The organism is Leptospira ognonensis (genome assembly GCF_004770745.1).
In the GTDB taxonomy this organism is placed as follows: domain Bacteria; phylum Spirochaetota; class Leptospiria; order Leptospirales; family Leptospiraceae; genus Leptospira_A; species Leptospira_A ognonensis.
Genome location: NZ_RQGD01000008.1, coordinates 20,364 through 39,876, shown reverse-complemented (window position 1 = coordinate 39,876; position 19,513 = coordinate 20,364). Strand labels below are relative to the sequence as shown.

Here is a 19,513-nt window from a genome sequence, read left to right as displayed (position 1 = left end):
AAAAATGAAAATCATACTTTTCGCTACCAAGGATTTTGGCCAATTCTATAAAGTATTTTACGCCTTTATAATCATAGTTAATTATTCTTATTCCTGTGCCCAATGCATCATTTCACCATTCGATACTGCACAAGGTGGGCTATTGGGTGATTTGATCATTTCTAGTTATAGTAATGTCCTTTCAAACTCGACTACCCAATCTGGCTCGACAGCCACCCCGCCATCAGGTTTGAGTATTTCCAATGGAAATGCTATGAATGTTTTATCATGGAATCCAGTTTCTGATACTACAGCGTACAATCTGTATTGGTCCAATACCTCTTCTGTATCAGTATCTACGGGAACAAGAATTTTGAATGTAACGTCCCCATATAGCCACACGGGACTGTTGAATGGGACAACTTACTATTATATTTTGACTTCTGTTGATAGTCGAGGAGAAGGATCAGCATCAGAATTGATCAGCGCGACTCCGCTTTCTCCTGTAGCCGTCGGAAGTGCAGGAACAGTTTATTATACGTTAGACGGATTGACTTGGACTGCTAAAACAATTGCAGGTACGAACGTTTTATACAAGGTCATACATGATGGAACGAATTATATCGCAGTGGGCGGGACTGGAACAGCTTGCGTTGCCTATTATTCTTACGATGGGATCAGTTGGACGCAGTCAACAGGATTTACCTGTAATAGTCAAATGAATGATATCACTTTTGGGAAGGGAATTCTTGTGGCTGCGGGGGGCACAACGATTCTCTCTCCAACGGCAACTACGTACATTTCAACGAACCATGGTATTACTTTTACAGTCAACTCAGGAATGAATGCATCTGGGGCGGCCTATACTCGTATCGCTTTCGACGGGACTTATTTTATAGCAGGTAACGGCGCAAATCCCCCATCAGTCTATCGAAGTTTGACGGGGACGGCATTTACAACTGCTCCCGTTTCTGCACTTTTTGGATCAGCATGTACGTCTTCAGGTTATATGGGAGATCTTTACAACATTCCGGGTACGGCAAGGCTTATTTTCATTGGCGCTGCATCCGGTTGCTCTAATGCCACGGTTACCTCCCATTTTACGGATAACTCGGGAAACAATTGGACTAATAATTCCTCAAGCATCTTTGGGGGAAATACCACTCCAATTTCTCCAAACGGAATCGCTTTTGGTGGTACTCGCTTAGTTGCAGTGGGTCAAAGTTGCAAAACGGATTATTCAGACAATTCGTTGTCCAGTCTTTCTTGGAACTATAATGGTACGATGAGCGGATGCACTACTGGAACTATTTGGAATGGAATCACATTCGATAAGTCAAAGTTTATTGCGGTAGGTGTCAATGGTTCAGGAGTTGGCACCATTGCGACGTCTGCAACAGGTCTACCAACATCATGGAATATATTGAATGTTAGTGGAGGTTCAATTAACGGTGTAAGTTGGAAATAATTAAAAACGGATTGTTATGTTAAACGACGATACTGTTTGTTTAGCAGTCTGGGGAATAGGTCGATCTTGATATACCGAGAAATCAAAATGGAAAGAATCATCTTTGGAAGCCACGGGGGCCGCTGAAAATATGCCTAAGGTGTTTGCTAGATAAGCTAATTGGGCTAAGTAAAAAACTCCAAATAATTGCTGAAAATCTCTTTCTTGATGATTGACCTGGTTACATCCATCACAAGCACCTTGGTTTAGAAAATAGCTTGCTGCCAAACGATCCTGTACCGTTGCTGAGCTAGGAATTAATGTAACGATCGCTAGATTTTGAATGACAGATTGTTCATAACTCTGCTGAAGATTGGTGCTGAGATTGTGAGCATAAGCCATAATACCGATTCCCGTAGCGCTAGTGACGAGGAGTGCTGTCCCGCCCGCGATTCCTGCTTCCGCTTGACCCCAACCAGGAAATATTGCAGATCGTGTCAAAGTCCATTTTGGGCTATGAATTTTTGTTGCAGTTTCGATTTGTTTTTCAATCTCCTCCTTTGCATGCTCCTTAACTTCTTTCTTCACTTTATCCAATTTCTCTGTTCTCTGTATGTGTTTGATTTCTTCTTTAAGAAGTCTTTCTGCTTCCTCGTTATCAGCGTATTTTTTTATGATCCCCTTGGGTACGTTTAGTTCGCCTTTCGGTGTATTGATGATGATTTCTTTCTCATTGATATTTACAATATTACCTTCCAAAACCTCATTATCATCTAAAAGGATCATATCTGCTGAAATTTTGTTTGCTAGAATCATTATAAAAATGAGAAGGAAAAAATTTTGAGTCATCCTGAAGGAGAGTAGCCTGGTCATTGGTTGATACTAATTTTTTTTTGTAATCCATGTCAAATGGATTGAGATAATTCTGTAGAGAATCTGTTTTGCGTTTTGAATCATTAAAAAAAATATATTGTATTTTTCCCTTTTGTTATAAGATCTTGGAATGAAATTAAACCATCTTAAATATCCACTGCTCTATCTCTGTTTCTCCTTCGTATGGTGTTCTGTAATTTCCGAGTATGCACTTTATGTATTTCATTCTGAAGATTATTTTATTTTTTCGATTTTGCATATCACACTCTATTTCACAATCTTAGCTAACTTATTGATCGGTTTATCGCTTGCTGGATTTATTTTTTCGAATCGGTTTCCATCCTTGCGTTCGTTTTCGTCCCCTAAATTTGCAACGGCAAACTTATCTTACATTACAATTGTAGCTATTGTTTATAATGTACTCATACGAAATACCTGGAAGCCAGAGGGAATGGAAATCATCATTCAAGAATTTTTACATGTAGTGAATCCTTTCGCGTTTTTAATTTACTGGATCTTCTTTATCGATACGAAAGATCTAAAATACGGAGATGCAGTCACATATTTGCTATTTCCATCCGTTTACTTATTTATCACTTTTTTTAGAGGAAGCTTAACTGGATTCTATCCATATTGGTTTTTGGACGTTGGTAAAATGGGCTGGATTACAGTTTCTGCTTATAGTTTTGGATTATTCCTTATATTTTTATCGTTTGGCCTGGGTTATATTTTCCTTGGGAAAAGAAAATAGCAGCAGTTTCGAAACCGGAACAGCATGCGTTATGTAATTTAGTCCATCTAAAATGTATCTACATCCATTCCATATTCTTACCCTCTCGGTTAGAATGAGAGTTGTAGGTCGGATACATAAATCCAAACCGACAGGAAGGTATTTCAATCATGAATCTAAAAAAATCTCTAATCGGGGCACTGATTCTTATGAGCAGTGTATTGTTTGCAGATGGGACACAAGTCAAGTTGGGCGGATATTGCCCTGTTGCTTACGTCTCATTTCAGAAAGTACTTTTCGGAGACGCAAACATTTCGTCTACGTACAAGGATCATCAATATTTTTTTGTTAACAAGGATGCTAAAGCCGCGTTTGACAAAGAACCAGAAAAATTTGTGAATGCCATACAATTTGATGCGTATTGCGCAACGGGAGTAGCCTTAGGAAAAAAAATAAGTTCGAATCCCAAACTAGCATCCTACGCAAATGGTAAAACTTATTTATTTTCTAGTGAGGACGCGAAAAAAATGTTCGACAAAGACGTTTCAGGGATGATCGCCAAAGCAGATACGAATTGGAAAAAAGCTGGTGGGAATCCGGAAAAATTAAAGTAAAGAATATAAAGTGAAACAAATCAATTTTCAAAATCTGGAACTGTCAAAAGTAAAGAGATAGAAAAGTTTTAAAAAATTTGGCATTTTCGCTAAGACCCAACCACCAACGGTTGGGTCTTTCCTTTCGCCGGTAGAAAAATTATGGAAAACAAAAATTCATTCACTCTCATTGATGAACAAAACGGTAACTTAGCGTTGAAAATTTTACCATTTCAAGACCGAAGTTTTTTCGATCATATCCAAAGGCTAAATTATTTTTCTGTCTTACTCATTTTAGAGGGAGATGGGATCATCAAAGCAGATTATTCAGAGTTCAATTTACGGAAGGATCTTCTTCTGTGTTTTGCTCCGTATCAGCCTTTCTTGATCCAAGCGAGTAGCCGTTTGCAAGGCATTGCTCTTCATTTCCATTCTGATTTTTTTTGCATACTAAAACATCATAAGGAAATTTCTTGCAACGGAGTATTATTTAATAATGCCTATAGCTCTCCGATTGTGTATTTATTGGAAGAAGAACGCATAGAATTTATAAAATTAATTGAATCCATGAAGAAAGAAATGGTTGCCACACAAATCGCCCAGTACGAGGCAATAATCTCCTATCTTAAACTTTTTTTAATCAATGCATCTCGAATCAAAGTAAGTCAGAATCCCGTTCAGCAGACTTCAGTGAATGAATTGGCTGAGCCAATGCTCGTGCAAAAACTTAAGGATTCAATCGAGTTAAATTTTAGAGCAAAACGTTCCCTTAGTGACTACGCAAACCTTTTAAATATCAATTCAAGAAGTCTCGGTACACTCTCAAAAAAATATTTTAATAAAACGATTACGGATTTAATTTCAGAAAGAATCATCATCGAAGCAAAACGTGAATTATACCTTACGTCGAAATCTGTAAAAGAAATTGCTTACGAACTTGGATTTTCGGATGAGTTTTACTTCAGTCGTTTTTTTAAGAACACCGTAGATATTTCGCCTAGCAATTACAGAGAAACCGTAGGCTTTGCCAGAGCCGAATGAATCGCGCGTCGCACGAAAAAAGTTAGCTACTTACAGTATGGAATTCGATTTCCATACGATTAATATTTCAAGATTCGATGGTTGTTACTATCGGCAATAAAAACATTTCCTTCTAAATCAATGGTCACTCTTTGTGGTCCGTTTAAACCAGAGGCAGATTTAGTTCCAGTGACACAGCTGCCATTATCGTCATTCACTATGCAGGTAAAATTTTTATTGTGACCGTAGATGCGCGTCGCAGTTTGTGTCGTTGCTTCTGGGAAAAATAAAACTCTGTTGTTGGAGAAATCTGCGACGAATAAATTTCCGTTCATATCCAATGCTAAACCTTGTGGATTGTTTAGATTGGATGCGCTAGCACCACCACTTGAACAAGATCCGTCGTTATTGGAAAGCCCGCAGGAAAAAGATCCATTTTGTCCATAAACTTTACTTGCAGTTGTGGATCCGCTTGGATGGAACAAAACCCGATGATTTGAAGTATCCAAAATATATAGATTATCATTTCGATCGAGTGCTACACTAGTAGGGAAATTTAAATTATTGGCACTAGGGGGAGGGCCGAGAGAACAAATACCAGACTGATTTTGGACACCGCAAGTAAAAGAACCAAACTGACCGTAAACGGCAATAGGAACGATGCTTCCGTCATTCGGAAAAACAAGAACTCGGTGATTGCCGGAATCGGCAATATATACTTTCCCCGCTGAATCAAGTGCGACGGAAGAGGGACCATTCAAGGAATCTGCAGAGACCACGCCTGAAGTGCAACCGCCGTTATTATTTACTGCACCGCAGGTAAAATCATTAAGCTGTCCATAAACACGAGTCGCCAGAGTATTGCCTTTCGGAAAATACAGCACACGGTTGTTCGTCGAATCTGCCAAATAAACATTGCCATTTTTGTCAATTGCAACCCCGCTCGGACCGTTGAGATTGCCTGCGGCAGTTCCCGAAGCATTCGTTGTAAAGCTACCGGATTGCCCCCAAACAGTTGTTGCTACGATTGTGTCTTTAGGAAATGAGAGTAACCTCGAATTCGAGAAGTCAGTTGTATACAGTGTACCAGATTCATCCGTTGTAATTCCTGTTGGTACGTTAAAGTTATTTGCCGAAACGCTCCCTCCGCTACAGCTACCATTATTGTTTGGGATTGAACAGGTGAAGGATCCGAATTGTCCATAAACCAGAATCGAAGAGGACCCAGCGATCCGAAGGGAAATGGTAGCTTTCACAATCGCATCGGAACTTGCGGCCGTTACTTCATATGCAGTCGTATTTGTCTGTGCCGTCGCCGTTCCCGTGATGGCACAAGTGTTAGGGTTAATGGATAGGCCAATGGGAAGGGAGGGGTTAATGGTACAAGATGTTAGTGTGCCTTTGGTCTCAGGAATGTTCGAAATGCTATGGTCTGTATAATAGACATAACTTGATTTAGAGTATGTAAGGGATATCGTGCTCGCTGGATCACTAGACTGACCATTCGGAGAGAGGAGCGGCAGAGGGATTGTGCAAAATGCATTTCCATTTCCAGAAACTGCATTGATCACATTTGAATAAAGATTGATCTTCGAATTGAGATCGCATGCATTTTGAAAATCAGGGTCTTTGCATGAATTCAAAAAGCTACCCAAAACGAGCCAAAACATAAAGGAAAAAAAGGATACATTTGTTTTCATAAAAAAAAAACGAAAGGAATATCTCGGATTCTATCATAAATAACAATTGAAAGAAAATACTTGGTCATCATTTTTCGTGAAATCTTGTTCTTGGCAATGGATGGGGCCTAAATACACAAATTTTTTGACAAAAACATCAAAAATTCCTTTGTCTGACAGGTACATCCCTCTGGTCTCATCTGATGTGTCCTTCTTCACAGGCATCCACCAAAGGAAACGATCATTTAACGAAAGGTAGGGATTATGATAAATCGGACTAGACGCACTCCATTCAGGAAATCAGATTGCAATGCAAACATGAGTCCTCGATGAAGCCGGTAAGTAAATGAAAATGAGAATCACCTATAGTTTCTTTTTGATGGCCGTGATGATCATAGCCATCATAGAATTTCCACATCTGCCCTTGCATGTGGTGACCATGGGTTTACGCTTGATGATGATCTTCATCTTAGCCATCGAAATGATCTTATCCTTCAAGTATTGTCTCTCTTTTTTTAAACCTCCCGAACTCGTAAAAAATATGGGACTATGTGTGGTCTCTGTGATCTTTACATTGCTGCTTCTAGAGGCTTTCTTTATGTTCCTACCGCGTACGCATGGCATTGGATATTCACTTGCGAATGCGTTGTGGTTTGATCGGTATTGGAAGCCCTTCAATTCTTACGGGACTCGGGATTTGGAACCCGTGAAAAATAAAAAAACCAATATCATTTTTGCGGGAGATTCTTTTGCCGCTGGCCAAGGAATCAAATACATTGAGGACAGGTTTCCAGATATAGTAAGAACAAACCTTTCCAAAATAAATGAAAACATTCAAGTCATCAATCTAGCACAAACTAGTTTGGATACAAAATCCGAATTTGATTCCGTAAAAAATTTCATAGAATCTAGTGGCATTCATCCTGATATCATCATTCTACAATATTACGGAAATGATATTGACCATATTGCCAAAAAGTTTGGGATGAGAGGTGATGGTGAGGGATTTTCTCCATACGCAGAGCTGAATGCTTTTACGCGCTGGATCCTTAGAGGGTCCTATCTTTTCAATTACTTATATTGGATGATCCCGAGCCAGGAGGTAAACGGATATTTAACATATATTGAAAAGGCATATGCAGATGACTTAATATTTACTGAGCATATGAATGAGATTGTAGCATTCAATAGCTATGCTAAGGCAAGGAATACCAAGTTCTTTGTCGTTTTGTTCCCCTTAATGTTAGAAATTGAACTGAGCCACAAGCTTTATTTAGATAAGATCACTCGCTATTTGAAAAGCAAAGACATCGAATCCATGGATCTATCCGTTTTATTTAAAGATCTGCCAATCTCAGATCGCATCGTGAACGGGAATGATGCACACCCTTCTTTAGCCGTACACCGGTTAGTGGGAGAAGAGTTAACACGCTACCTCTCCCAAGAACTATCAAAATGATGAGTGAGAATGTTAATAAATCGGTTTTCATCATGCATTTTACTACATTTTTACAAATGGTCGCAATCGCGATCGTACTTTTTATCTACACTATGATTGCTGGCGGCACGACTCATGGTAGAAGTCCGAATGAGCAGAGTCGAGTCGAGCTAGCCGTATCCTTAGCCAAGTATGGATCGGTTTCCATTGATCCAGTCCTCCCTGTTTACGGTACTCCCTTTGACCGCTCTGTCCGCGATCAGAAGAATTATTCAGATAAGGCACCTGGACTCTCATTTCTTGGCGTACCGATCGTTTGCATTGCCGATCTGATTTTACCAAGAGAGGGTAACACAACCTCTCCGAGTTACTGGGGGCTGCGTCACCTAATGACCTGGTTTCTCATCGTACTGCCCGCTGGATTGTTTCCTTTTCTAGCTTTAAATCGTTATACACCTGTGCCACGATATAAGATTGAGATTTCTCTTTTGTTTGCGCTTGTCACGCCTATCCTTACCTACTCGGGAGTTTTTTTTGGACATGTGCCTGCGGGCATTATTGCTGCCCTTGCCTGGATGCTAACCATAGAGGTTCCGAATCAGAATCTTAGACAAACCTCTGGTAATGTGGCCTTGGCTGGTTTTTTATTAGCTGTGGCGACAACCATCGAATATCCCACAGCCATCGTCGGTCTGGTTATTTTTGTGAGCATGGCTTTTCGTCGCTTTTCGCCCTTCCAACTTTTTTTGTTTGTTGGAACTTTTTTTCTAGGTCTCGTGCCATGTCTCATTTATCATCAGTTAGCCTTCGGATCTCCTTTCACAACGGGTTATGCTTTTAAGAGTGATTGGTGGCACGGCTCGCTTCACCAAGCTGGTTTTTTTGGGATTTCGATCCCAAGTTTCGAATCGCTTTGGGGAATCCTAATCGGGACTAAGAGAGGAATTTTGTTTTACAGTCCGATTCTTCTGCTCATTCCTCTCGGATTAAGACAGATGGAGCGTCAAACAAAAGGTAGTTCTCTTCCCTATGTAACCTTAGCCATTTTGTACTTATGGTTTGCCTCAGGGTTTTCCGATTGGCAGGCGGGTTGGAGTGCGGCCGCTAGGCATCTTCTTCCTTGTGTTTTGATTTTTATTTTTCCTTTTGCGAACGGTGTTTCATTTTTTGCTTCTGAAAATCAAAATAAAAGAATCTATACTTTCATTCTATTCTGCGTCGCATCTTTTTCGTTAACGACAATATTTCTGAGCATCTCACTCACACCTTTTTTTCCAGAACATTTTTCCTCACCCATTGGACAACTTGTCCTGCCAGCAATGGCTGAAGGATACTTTGCACCCACACTTCTCGTTAGCATGGACACATTGATGCGCGGTTACTTCCTCTTACTGCTTTGGTTCCTCTGCTTTGGTGCTGTTTCTTTCTGTCTCACTAAACTACTCGGGCCATTCAAATATAAGATCATCCTTCCTATGGCGATCCTTATCGTCTCAATTGCTTATGGGTGTCTGATCTGGGGCCTATCTTCGCCATTAACCGAGGAAGAGAGGCAAGTGCGTGGTGATGTCTTAAGGCATATTGGATATACGCAGACAGGAAATCCCACGGAATGAATTCCCTGCTTTGGATTTGTATTGTTTTGCTCGGTTTTCTTTCGTTATATTCACTCGCGCATTACTTTTGTGTTATTGTTTTTTTACGAGCTAAGAGGGTGGGAAGAGCTTTCGATGAGCTCCCCCAGAATTCCGTGGCAGTGCTTATCCCTTCACGTAACGAAGGTGAGGTTGCCTTGAGGGCAATCCATTCCGCACTAAAACAGGACCACCAAGGCCCGCTTTCCATCTATTTACTTCTTAAAGATCGCGCTGATTCTTCGCTGCAGTTTTTGTCGACTGCTTTTCCCAGTGTATCTTTTTCAGAAGCAGCAGTTTCCGTTATCGAGATTTCACAGCAAGGTCCTCACCGCTTGTTCGTGGCATTTACGGGTGATGATGCCAAAAGTGAAAAGATCAACTGGATCGCAGAAAAATTAGACACCGAGTATTTAGCGATTTTAGATAGTGACCATCAGGCTCACCAAACATGGATTCGATCATCATTAGTTCTTTTGAAAGAAAGTAACTCTCGAATCATTCAGGGAAGACGTGGCGCACTTTCGACCACGGGGTTTTTCCAACTTTGGGACTCTCTACACCAACACATTGGATGTGAAATATTTAATGTGGCTTTTACTCACCTAAACCTGACACTTTTTATTACCGGAACGACTGTTGTAATGGAAAGTGAACTCCTGAAAAATAATCCGATGAGCACCTGTTTAACGGAAGATGTAGAATTTAGTTATCGAATTCTCATGCAAGGGGAGAAGTGTATTTACAATCCGTACTTCGGCTCCAATGAAGAAGTTTCACCAGATATGTATAGCTTCATTGCCCGAAGAAGACGCTGGGCGAATGGACATACAGGCTCTTTTTTTAATCATATAACGAAAATTGTTTCCGCCCCAGTTTCTTCTCGGGATCGCATCCAGTTTCTCTTTCATGGGATTCATTATTTAATCGCGCTTTTTGTTTTTGCCCTCCATTTAGATATCGGACTGATTCTCATCCAGGGGATGTCACCTTTATCACAATTTGCGGCATTTTTATCGAGTATGATTCTCGGAAAAATGATCACTGGCACCCAGCGCTCCCAAGGATATGCAAGCCGAATCTCGGAGATATTAATTGTTTTTGCTTGGATCTTTCCAGCCATATTAATTCTGATCAACCTACTCATAGCGCTAATCGCCTGGGATCCTAGCCAAGCAATCCTACCTATTCCAAACTCTTTGCAGGCTCTCGGACTGATCGGACTTTGTGCCCCTTTGATTGTATTGTTAGCTGGACTTTATGGCTTTAAGCAGCTTCATGTTGGCAGTTTTATTTGGGTAGTTGTGACTTATCCCGTTGCATTTTATCTGGATGTAACAGCCGTTCTTATTGGATTATTAGATTTTATTACAAATCGAAAATACTGGCACGTAGTTGCAAGGGCACCACGAGCACAGGAATCAAAAACTAAGGTAGGAGAAATACATGGAATCCCAATACTTGGAATCAAGGATAGTCTTAGGCTTTCCTCTCTTCTCGAAGGAATACGTATGAATTTGAAACGGTTTTTAAGCTTCTTTAAGAAACCTACTCGTGTCCTTATATGGATTATTTTAATCGGATTATTGTATTTGGGTGTAACATACACGCCCCAACTCATGTTACCGGTGATCCCCAGCTCATGTGAGGCATTGCAGCATGACACAGATCCATGGATTGTTTCTCCGAGCAAAATACCATGGTATTGCAACAAATCTTCAAACGGAAAACAAGTAGGCTGGTCCAAAAGAACTGGAAGTTACAGGGTTTTTCGCGAGGATCATTTAAAGGCGATCGATTCAGAATTCTGGGATACTCTTGATTCTACGTTTTTTTGCAATAAAGCCGTTTTCCGTCCTCAAAACGTGACACTTATACCCGAAGGAGGTGTGAATATGATCCTTCGTAAAGAAAAGTTAGGTGGAAAGGATTTCTCTTCTGGTTCGATGGCGACCAAGGAAAATACAGATTCATTTTTTCAGTATGGTCGTTTTGAAGTGGAGATGAAACCCTCCAAAACATCTGGGGTAGTAAGTGCTTTTTTTCTTTATCGTTTTGATCCTTGGCAGGAAATTGATATGGAGTTTATAGGCAGAGATACAACAAAAATTCTATTGAATGTATATTATAATCCTGGCAATCCAGGAGATCTATATAATTACGGATATCGCGGAACACCTGTTCTTGTAGACTTAGGTTTTGATGCAGCAAGGGATTATCACCGTTATGCGTTAGAATGGGACGCAGAGGAAATTCGTTGGTTTGTAGATGATAGGTTGATCCATAGAAGGAAGGAAGGATTTCCAACACCCATTCCTCATTTGCCCATGCGTTTTTACATGAACACCTGGCCGACATGCAGCGTCGAGTTAGCAGGTCCATTTATCCCCACAGAAGAGGCAATGGGAGCAGAGTTTAAGTCAGTTTCAATTTATAAATGGAAGCCTGCCCAGTTTCCTTGGTTGTCCACATTTGTTGACTATTTGTTTCCTTTTTCGCCTACAGAAGAATGGCGTAAAAATGCGAATTGGATGCAAGCACCAAAATCGCCATAACAGATTCTAAAAAATGTTTTCGAGCGCAAAATTATGGTAAGGTGTCTTTCTCGACGATCCATAGTTCAAGGTGTAGGTCTTGTAATAGCAACCTGGTGCGGATGTGTTCGCGTTTTTCTAAAGCCAAACGGAACTCCTCAACAGGACTGTATAAAAAAACTGTAAAATTATTAGGAAGCCTGTAATCAGCATTCTCTGTCACGGCAGGAGTCAAAAACTGCATTTTAGTAGAGGATTTTAGCAAATGACTCAAGGCCAGTAAGTTCCCTGGATGGTGTCTTTCCCTGTTTCCGACTACAAGTGGATTTGGTGCAGCGTTAATTATCTGTGCCGCCTGAGGGAGGTTATAGCTAATACCCTTTGTCCAGACGACTTCTTGTTCAGAATTATGAAAACAACTGGCAAGACGAACACAAAGAACCAAACACAAAGCACCTTCCCAGATCGAGTCCTTTCTTTCTCTTTTCATACCGAACAGGTAAGCCAAAGATAACTCGAGGCCAATGAGACTGGGAGCGATGTATCTTGCGGAAACAGAACGTATTCCTCCAAAGAACAGGTCTGGTCCGAGTAACATCATCAAAGGTACACAAATTAAAGTTAGCACAAGTCCCGTGGTTTTAAAGCTTGTTCCTCTAATAAGATAAAGTACAGATCCCATTGCAATTACGGTTGCTACACCTATACCAATAGGTGTCAAGATGCCTCCGTAGAGGCGATCAGGCCAGAAGTCGATCGAAGTACGGCTGATGTTTAAAGCATTAATCTCCAAAAGGCTCTGCACAGGTATGTGAATGATTTTTGACCAAGCCATGGAAATCTCAAATGCCTCCCATCTAAGTAGGAGAGCCAAAGCCCATGGCAAAAATAGAATCGAGGTGACCAAATACGCACCAAAACTCTCTAAACTAACATTTGTAATTCGGAATCTTTCGCGAAGTATGATATATAAAACCTGTCCAAACATCATCGATACAGTCGCAAGGGAGGTGTAGAGACCCAAAGTAGTAATAAATGAGAACAGTATCCATGCCTTGGTTCTTTCGGATCGTCTGACATTTGTTTCTGTTAATCGGATCGCCCGTAATAGGGCAGCATTGGAAAAAAGTATGAGTACAAACCATAGCGTATACTCTCGTCCTTCTTGGGCATAGAGTACAAAGAAGGGCGAGGACGCAATGAGGGCAACCCCTGTCCAAGCTATTTGGGACTTAGAATACAGTTCCTTACATAGCCAATACATTGCAGGAAAGCAGAGCATACTGAAAAGAGCTGAAAGCATTCTTAGGGTAGCAATGCCATCACCAAAAAGGTGAGTCCAAATTCCGGCGGCTATGTAGTAGAGTGGTGGATGCTGAGGATCATCTTGGATTAAACTCGAAATGACACTTAGAATGCCTTTCGGATTCATACTTTGGATCTCGCGAACAGCTTTGGCAGAATATAAGTCTGCGGTATACAGCGCACCTTGCCACTCGTCGATGCCTAGACCTGCAGAAAACAAACAGGTGCCAATTTCATCATGCCAAATTAACTTCTTTTCAAGATGTTCAAAACGAAAGTAAATGCCTAAGATAAGGGCAATGACGATTAAGCTATTTCGAAAGAAAGATGGCTTGTACATTATAACAAAGGAACTTTATTAAAGGTAGCACAGTGCAGCATCTTTTTGTAAACACCATTTATTTCTCAACTTTTTTTCAGAGCTTCAAATATGGGCGTTAATTTTATGCGAGCCCTCGATAAGTGGTTGGGTATACCATGCTGCTTCTTACTTTCCTTGTTTGTGTTTTGTCTACGACCATTTTCTCGGAGACAAGCCAGTCCCATAAAAAAAATTCTTTTTTTACAGATATCAGAAATGGGTTCGAGTGTCTCTGCTTATAGCTCGATTCTCAAAGCAAAAGAATTATTTCCAGGTGTTGAGATCTCTTATTTCATCTTTCAAGAAATGCAGGAAAGCATACACCTAATGGGAGTAGTGGACTCAGACCATGTGTTTACCGTTACATCCAAATCTTTTTTAGGCTTTGCAAAGGGAATTTGGAAGATGATCTGGCTGATGCGTTCTCATAAATTTGATGCGATCTTGGACCTAGAATTATTTTCCCGATTGAGCAGCATTCTTAGTTATCTGTTTGGTGCGAGTAGACGAGTTGGTTATAATAATTTTCATATGGAGGGATTGTATAGAGGATCCTTGCAGACACATAAAGTAATCTACAATCATACCAAGCATATTAGCTATAATTTTCTTGCTCTTGTCTATGCATTGGAGGAAGATCCAGCGATGATTCCCCTTCCAAAGAGGTTCATTCCAGAAACTGATATCAAACCATTAAAAATCAGATCTAGTAGTGCTGATCGAAAGATCATGCTTATGAAGCTGCGCAATGAAAACCTTCGTATAACACCAAAAACGAAACTTATTTTATTGAACCCAAACGCAAGTGATTTACTTCCACTTCGACGCTGGCCTACTGAGAACTTTATTGAAACAGCCATCCGTCTTTTAAAAGATAAAAATGTATGCATACTTATCATAGGTGTACAATCTGAATACGAGAGAGCAGAAAAAATCCGAGAATCGATCAATTCAGATCGCTGTATAAATTTTGCTGGTAAAACTACACTAAGACAGTTGATCGATCTTTATAATATCTCAAATGTACTTTTAAGCAATGACTCTGGTCCTCCTAATTTTGCTTCTCTCACGGATCTTCGCACGCTTGTTTTTTTCGGTCCAGAAACGCCAATTTGTTATAAACCCTTAGGAAAAAACATTGAGGTATTGTATGCCAATTATCATTGCAGCCCTTGTGTTTCCGCTTATAACCATCGTCAATCTGCTTGTAAAGACAATCAGTGCCTGCAGGCCTTAACGGTGGATCTCGTTTATAGACAAATCATTGTTAAAAATTAGAATAAATTGCCAGTATGAAATCGTTTCCAATTTAGTGAGCAGAAAATTCCTGTGGCTTTCGAAAGTATGTTAGGTCACCGACTCAATAAAAATATTTGGACGCGTTGCTGATTAGTGATTTATTCCTCGCTTTAAGGTTGCGAGTTGAGCATCGAATTGAGCACCGAGAAAACTACTGGTTTTGTCATATATTCAATGTTTAATGCGATCGCTTTTTGTATCGTCGTATCCATTGCATCTGCACTAACGATGATATAACGTGCCTTTAGATTCGTTTTTCGCATCAATTCAATGGTCTCAAATCCATCCATATTGGGCATAAATAGATCCATAAAAACAATATCCGGCTGGAACTCCTTTATTTTTTCTAAGGCTTCCTCACCGCTAGAGGTGACTTCCGAGTTTTGCATTCCAGCTTTTTTTAATAGTGCTTTGAGTATCATTTGATTGGCTTGGTTGTCATCGACTATTAATGCCCTCTGATATGTTTTTACACGAGACTCACTTTTTTTATGTGTTGGCGTTTCAGACAAGGAGACAGGAATCCGAACTGTAAAAGTCGAACCTTCATTTAGGACAGATTGAACGGATATTTCTCCACCCATAACATCGCATAACCCTTTCACTAGTGAGAGTCCGATCCCAAATCCTTCATTTAATTGAGTATACCCACTTTCTAAGCGTTCATACTGCTTGAAGATTCGTTCTAGATCATTTTTGCTGATTCCGATTCCCTCATCTTTTATAGAAATAGTAAGCATGTTCTCTTGGAGAGTTGCAGAGGCTAAGACCGTCCCCCCATTGCTATATTTAATCGCATTGTTTATCAGGTTATTCATAATAGTTAAGAATTTCCCTTTATCCATTTTTACGAATTGGTGCTGTAAGTTTGAATCAATTTCAATTTTGATCCCTTTTTTTTCTGCAAATAACAGCAGTGAATCTTTCGTATTTTTGATCAGATCAATGACATCACAATCTACTAAATTTAAGGAACTCTTTCCGGATTCGATTTCCGTGATACTTAGAATATTATTTACGATTTCAAGAAGTGTATTTGATGCTGCATTCATTCCGGAAATATATTTTTTGATCTTTTCAAATTCGGGAGAGTCTTTTGCAAATTCAGGTAGTGACAGAGATAACAGTTGGGCAAATCCAGTGACACCATTGAGCGGTGTTCGTATTTCGTGACTCATCTCGGCGAGAAAGTTTGTTTTTAATAAACTCTCTTTTTCCGCTTTTATTTGCATCGATTTCATTTTAAATTCATTGTTTCTTTGATCGGTAATATCTTGACTGATTCCGAGTAGACTCGTGAGTCGATTGTCTTTGAAAATCGGTGCCAAAGTAAATTGATAATAGCCAAAGATTCCAGGTTGGATTTCTGCTTTGATTTCAAAATGTCCTGATTGACGGGTCTCTATGACGGAGTGGTAGAATTGTTTGTAACTTGTCTTATATTCGGGAGGAACGAACTCAATGACAGACTTTCCGAGAATCTGCTCTTCGGTAAAGCCTGACTGCACCTTATTTAAATAAATGAAATTTAAATCTAGGTCTACTTCGAAAAAAAATAGAGGTGCCTGCGAAAGAAGATTCGCCAAATGAGATTCATGTTTCAAAATGTATTTCCTTCATTTCCTAAATCTAATTTCAATTTTACTATTTTAATTTTGCACTAGATTGAATTATATTTCATAATTAATGAATTTTTTCAATTAAAAAGCAATACCTTTTTCCTTTCGTTCCATCTATGAAAATATTTTAAATAGAATGTTAGTATCTTTATTTACCGATACATAAATATATAAGATTAGGTATCCAATGTTTCACAAAATCATACTTTTTATTTTCCTCTTTATGTTTCAAAATTGCATCACACACAGATTTCAAAGCCCGTATGCGGACCAAGCCATCCTGTTAGAAGGCTGGGAAAAAAAATGCAATGGGGAACGAAATTATTCCCAATGGTATTTGTTTTGGGGAGCGTATCCCATTAATAAAATGGATGAAAAGGAATTATTCCCTTCCAAATCAAAGAGTTATCGTTTATCACAAAACACTACTTGGGTTGATGGACTAGTGAGTGCGTTAGGTGGAATGACACTCTCTCTCACGAGAAAAACATGGATTGTGGAAGATTGCAACCAAGCAGCGCCACCAACATCAGATTCCAATAAATAATTAAGGAACTATTTTTTTAATCGCGTGATTTAAAGTGTCGGTAACATAAAGATTCCCATTCGGATCTCTCGTGATCCCTTTCGGACTATTATAACGAGATGCACGTAGTGAGGAATTGACATTTCCGCAAATGGCTGTGGGAGGAGATGCACCTGAGAATGTAGATACAGCTCCGGCAGAAGTAATTTTCCGTATCGCACAGTTACCTGTATCTGTCACATAAAGATTTCCATCAGGATCGATCACGATGCCTTGCGGATTATTAAATCGTGCGCTACTTCCAGTTCCGTCCGCAAAGCCACAATTTCCAGCAGTTGTTGGTCCAGCGAATGTAGTGACAACTCCAGTAGAAGTTACTTTACGGATGGCACAATTTCCTGAATCGGCAACAAACACATTTCCAAATGAATCTACAGCGACGCCTTTGGGAGCTTGAAACCTGGCAGTTCCGCCTGTAGCATTTACGTAACCACAGACACCCACGGATGATGGTGCGGTGCCAGCAAGAGTGCTTGCGGTCGTTCCTGATATCCTACGAATCGAACAGTTTCCAGTATCAGATACATAAATGATGCCAGCCGCATCAAGGACGATTCCCTCGGGATAGGAAAATCTGGAGGTAGTGCCAGATCCATTGGTATTGGCACTCGCATTATTTCCGTTATTCGTGGAAACGGTAAAGGTAGAAGTCGTTAATATTCTTCGAATCGAGTGAGTAAATTTGTCTGTTAAAAAGATTTGAGAATAGGCAGAATTAATGGCAATTCCTTGTGGAAAATTGAATCGACTCGCGAGTCCACTGGCATTATTAACATAACCACATAGACCTGAATTTGAGCCTGCAAAAAAGGAAACGACTCCAGCACTCGTAATCTTTTTTACAGAACAATTGTCAGTATCCGTAACATAGAGATTGCCGGCGTTGTCAGATGTTAGATAGCTTGGATTTTGGAATCTTGCAGCCGTATCTGTTCCATTTGCATTGCCAGAAATGCCTGCGTTCGATCCTGCGAGGATTGTTACCGTTCCAGTATCTATAGTTCTAAATGAAAAACTATATTCCGTGGAAAGAGAGTTAGATGCTAAATCTTTAACGGAAGTATTTACGACAACGTTTACCAGTGCGTAGGCGGGCCAATTGGAAGAAGGTACAAAAAGTATTGTCGATTGACCAGAAAGCGTAGTTGTGCCTGGAACCGAAACATTATTTATCGAAACGGTAATCGCATTTGCATCAACGGAGCTAGCCAGCAGTGCCTCAGAAAAATTAATGGTTATCGGAGAATTTAAAGACACATTGGTCGCACTCAGACTCGGAGAGACAGAGGAAACAGTCGGGGAAGTGATATCGGGAATATCTTGGGTGACGAATTTTGATCTAAACTCACCTTCGATAGATTTTCCCATGCTATCGAGGAGCGCTGGTGAAACAAAAATTTCATGGGTGCGATTGATATATAAATTATTTGAAGGTAAAAAAGTGATGAAACGATTTCTTTTTTGAAATGTTCCTTCAACAACATTGTCATCGACAGTGACAGATACGTATCCCTCTTCTAAGGAAGAATCACTTGGTACGCTCGAAAATTCGATTTGAATCGCAGCATTGATTTTAACAGCTGTGCTTCCTTCTTCGGGCACAACAGACTCTACCTTAAACGCATATGATTCTTGTGGAGCTAAAAGACCGATTAACGAAAGTAAAGTGTTGCCTCCGCCAGATGAGGATGGAGACACAAGGGGGTAAAGCATGCAGCCACTCGTCAAAAGTCCAATGACCATAAATGAAGTAATAATTTTTAACATGGGACGAGGGTCTCTTATTAGTTTCGTATTTTCATTACGATTTATTGAGACAGATGGTTTGTTTTCGCTAGTTAGGGAAGCGAGCATAGACTATTTGACGAAAGCGGAGAGAAGCAGTTGAAAAACTATGTCCCGAATGTGGAAATAAATTTACAAAATCCCGCGTTTTTTCACAGACCTAGAACTTAATTAAATTTTATTCTCACATTTTTTTCCTCATCGCGACGGTCCGCATTCTGATTTGTCCGACCACTGCGTTAAACTTCTAAATATAGAGGTTAAGTTATGGAATATGTAGAATCACTCCTGGAAGAATATTATGGACTCTCGTTGGCATTCGAGGAAGGAACACAGAGTTTAGGAAACTCGGAAGCGATCGAACAATTGCTCGCCATTGAGGAGGAGATCTGCTGGGAAGTGTCCCTTCCGGTTTCTGAAAGCAACCGCAATCTATTCCGATTGATTGGAAAGGGCAAGACGATTACAAAGTATGTAAACGAATCCTTAGAAAAACTCGAAATGGCTCGTCTTCAATATGCTTACGATAGAAGGGCGTTCGCCTCTAAGTTCGTGAAAGCAGCTTAATTCCATGATTTCCCCATTGCCCTCGGAAGGGAGGGCTGATTTGCAAGATATGCCTTGATAAATG

15 protein-coding genes are annotated in these 19,513 nt (G+C 40.1%); 10 read left to right on the top strand and 5 right to left on the bottom strand.

Going from position 1 to position 19,513, the window contains the following annotated elements; genetic code table 11:
• Window positions 1–1,447, top strand: a 1,447-nt coding sequence (locus tag EHQ58_RS18680; protein WP_167883508.1) for a phage tail protein, incomplete at its 5' end; no start/stop codon positions are given.
• On the opposite strand, the gene EHQ58_RS02085 is transcribed toward EHQ58_RS18680, so the two are convergent.
• Window positions 1,448–2,299 carry a hypothetical protein gene (locus EHQ58_RS02085; protein ID WP_135621686.1) on the bottom strand — a complete coding sequence of 284 codons (852 nt, stop codon included), beginning with the start codon at window positions 2,297–2,299 and terminating at the stop codon, window positions 1,448–1,450.
• Between the two features lie 130 nt (window positions 2,300–2,429).
• Between EHQ58_RS02085 and EHQ58_RS02080 the strand changes: the two genes are divergently transcribed.
• From EHQ58_RS02080 to EHQ58_RS02070, 3 genes are all read left to right on the top strand, one after another.
• Window positions 2,430–3,050 carry a Pr6Pr family membrane protein gene (locus EHQ58_RS02080; RefSeq protein ID WP_135621685.1) on the top strand — a complete coding sequence of 207 codons (621 nt, stop codon included), beginning with the start codon at window positions 2,430–2,432 and terminating at the stop codon, window positions 3,048–3,050.
• Between the two features lie 149 nt (window positions 3,051–3,199).
• Window positions 3,200–3,643 (top strand): YHS domain-containing (seleno)protein, encoded by a 444-nt coding sequence (locus tag EHQ58_RS02075; protein WP_135621684.1) that lies wholly within the window; start codon window positions 3,200–3,202, stop codon window positions 3,641–3,643.
• A gap of 141 nt (window positions 3,644–3,784) precedes the next feature.
• Window positions 3,785–4,663 carry a helix-turn-helix domain-containing protein gene (locus EHQ58_RS02070; protein ID WP_135621683.1) on the top strand — a complete coding sequence of 293 codons (879 nt, stop codon included), beginning with the start codon at window positions 3,785–3,787 and terminating at the stop codon, window positions 4,661–4,663.
• Window positions 4,664–4,722: 59 nt separating this feature from the next.
• On the opposite strand, the gene EHQ58_RS02065 is transcribed toward EHQ58_RS02070, so the two are convergent.
• The gene (locus EHQ58_RS02065) at window positions 4,723–6,342 is read right to left on the bottom strand and encodes an NHL repeat-containing protein (protein WP_135621682.1); all 1,620 of its coding nucleotides are present in this window, start codon (window positions 6,340–6,342) and stop codon (window positions 4,723–4,725) included.
• Between the two features lie 325 nt (window positions 6,343–6,667).
• Between EHQ58_RS02065 and EHQ58_RS02060 the strand changes: the two genes are divergently transcribed.
• The 3 genes from EHQ58_RS02060 to EHQ58_RS02050 are packed head-to-tail and all read left to right on the top strand — an operon-like array spanning window position 6,668 to window position 11,948.
• Window positions 6,668–7,780, top strand: coding sequence for an SGNH/GDSL hydrolase family protein (locus EHQ58_RS02060; RefSeq protein ID WP_167883507.1), 1,113 nt, complete (start codon window positions 6,668–6,670; stop codon window positions 7,778–7,780).
• Entirely contained in the window at window positions 7,780–9,375 is a 1,596-nt protein-coding gene (locus EHQ58_RS02055; protein WP_135621680.1) for a hypothetical protein, read from the top strand. Before EHQ58_RS02060 ends, EHQ58_RS02055 begins: the two co-directional genes overlap by 1 nt.
• Entirely contained in the window at window positions 9,372–11,948 is a 2,577-nt protein-coding gene (locus tag EHQ58_RS02050; RefSeq protein WP_135621679.1) for a family 16 glycosylhydrolase, read from the top strand. Before EHQ58_RS02055 ends, EHQ58_RS02050 begins: the two co-directional genes overlap by 4 nt.
• A 31-nt stretch (window positions 11,949–11,979) precedes the next feature.
• On the opposite strand, the gene EHQ58_RS02045 is transcribed toward EHQ58_RS02050, so the two are convergent.
• A complete protein-coding gene (locus EHQ58_RS02045) occupies window positions 11,980–13,572 on the bottom strand; it encodes a glycosyltransferase family 39 protein (protein ID WP_135621678.1) in 1,593 nt (530 codons plus the stop codon).
• 90 nt (window positions 13,573–13,662) lie between these two features.
• Here EHQ58_RS02045 and EHQ58_RS02040 point away from each other — a divergent pair, with 90 nt between their 5' ends.
• The gene (locus EHQ58_RS02040; protein WP_135621677.1) at window positions 13,663–14,871 is read left to right on the top strand and encodes a glycosyltransferase family 9 protein; all 1,209 of its coding nucleotides are present in this window, start codon (window positions 13,663–13,665) and stop codon (window positions 14,869–14,871) included.
• A gap of 131 nt (window positions 14,872–15,002) precedes the next feature.
• On the opposite strand, the gene EHQ58_RS02035 is transcribed toward EHQ58_RS02040, so the two are convergent.
• Window positions 15,003–16,496, bottom strand: a complete 1,494-nt coding sequence (locus EHQ58_RS02035) for a PAS domain-containing hybrid sensor histidine kinase/response regulator (RefSeq protein WP_135621676.1) — start codon at window positions 16,494–16,496, stop codon at window positions 15,003–15,005.
• Between the two features lie 202 nt (window positions 16,497–16,698).
• On the opposite strand from EHQ58_RS02035, the gene EHQ58_RS02030 reads away from it, so the two are divergent.
• Entirely contained in the window at window positions 16,699–17,058 is a 360-nt protein-coding gene (locus EHQ58_RS02030; RefSeq protein ID WP_135621675.1) for a hypothetical protein, read from the top strand.
• On the opposite strand, the gene EHQ58_RS02025 is transcribed toward EHQ58_RS02030, so the two are convergent.
• Window positions 17,059–18,864, bottom strand: coding sequence for an Ig-like domain-containing protein (locus EHQ58_RS02025; RefSeq protein WP_167883506.1), 1,806 nt, complete (start codon window positions 18,862–18,864; stop codon window positions 17,059–17,061).
• 285 nt (window positions 18,865–19,149) lie between these two features.
• Between EHQ58_RS02025 and EHQ58_RS02020 the strand changes: the two genes are divergently transcribed.
• A complete protein-coding gene (locus EHQ58_RS02020; protein ID WP_135621673.1) occupies window positions 19,150–19,449 on the top strand; it encodes a hypothetical protein in 300 nt (99 codons plus the stop codon).
• Window positions 19,450–19,513 lie beyond the last annotated feature (64 nt).

Coding starts and splice junctions, on each gene's coding strand:
- EHQ58_RS02070 (WP_135621683.1), top strand. CDS start 3,785: ATGGAAAACAAAAATTCATTCACTCTCATTGATGAACAAAACGGTAAC.
- EHQ58_RS02025 (WP_167883506.1), bottom strand. CDS start 18,864: ATGTTAAAAATTATTACTTCATTTATGGTCATTGGACTTTTGACGAGT.
- EHQ58_RS02060 (WP_167883507.1), top strand. CDS start 6,668: ATGAAAATGAGAATCACCTATAGTTTCTTTTTGATGGCCGTGATGATC.
- EHQ58_RS02065 (WP_135621682.1), bottom strand. CDS start 6,342: ATGAAAACAAATGTATCCTTTTTTTCCTTTATGTTTTGGCTCGTTTTG.
- EHQ58_RS02055 (WP_135621680.1), top strand. CDS start 7,780: ATGAGTGAGAATGTTAATAAATCGGTTTTCATCATGCATTTTACTACA.
- EHQ58_RS02040 (WP_135621677.1), top strand. CDS start 13,663: ATGGGCGTTAATTTTATGCGAGCCCTCGATAAGTGGTTGGGTATACCA.
- EHQ58_RS02030 (WP_135621675.1), top strand. CDS start 16,699: ATGTTTCACAAAATCATACTTTTTATTTTCCTCTTTATGTTTCAAAAT.
- EHQ58_RS02020 (WP_135621673.1), top strand. CDS start 19,150: ATGGAATATGTAGAATCACTCCTGGAAGAATATTATGGACTCTCGTTG.
- EHQ58_RS02075 (WP_135621684.1), top strand. CDS start 3,200: ATGAATCTAAAAAAATCTCTAATCGGGGCACTGATTCTTATGAGCAGT.
- EHQ58_RS02045 (WP_135621678.1), bottom strand. CDS start 13,572: ATGTACAAGCCATCTTTCTTTCGAAATAGCTTAATCGTCATTGCCCTT.
- EHQ58_RS02080 (WP_135621685.1), top strand. CDS start 2,430: ATGAAATTAAACCATCTTAAATATCCACTGCTCTATCTCTGTTTCTCC.
- EHQ58_RS02085 (WP_135621686.1), bottom strand. CDS start 2,299: ATGACCAGGCTACTCTCCTTCAGGATGACTCAAAATTTTTTCCTTCTC.
- EHQ58_RS02050 (WP_135621679.1), top strand. CDS start 9,372: ATGAATTCCCTGCTTTGGATTTGTATTGTTTTGCTCGGTTTTCTTTCG.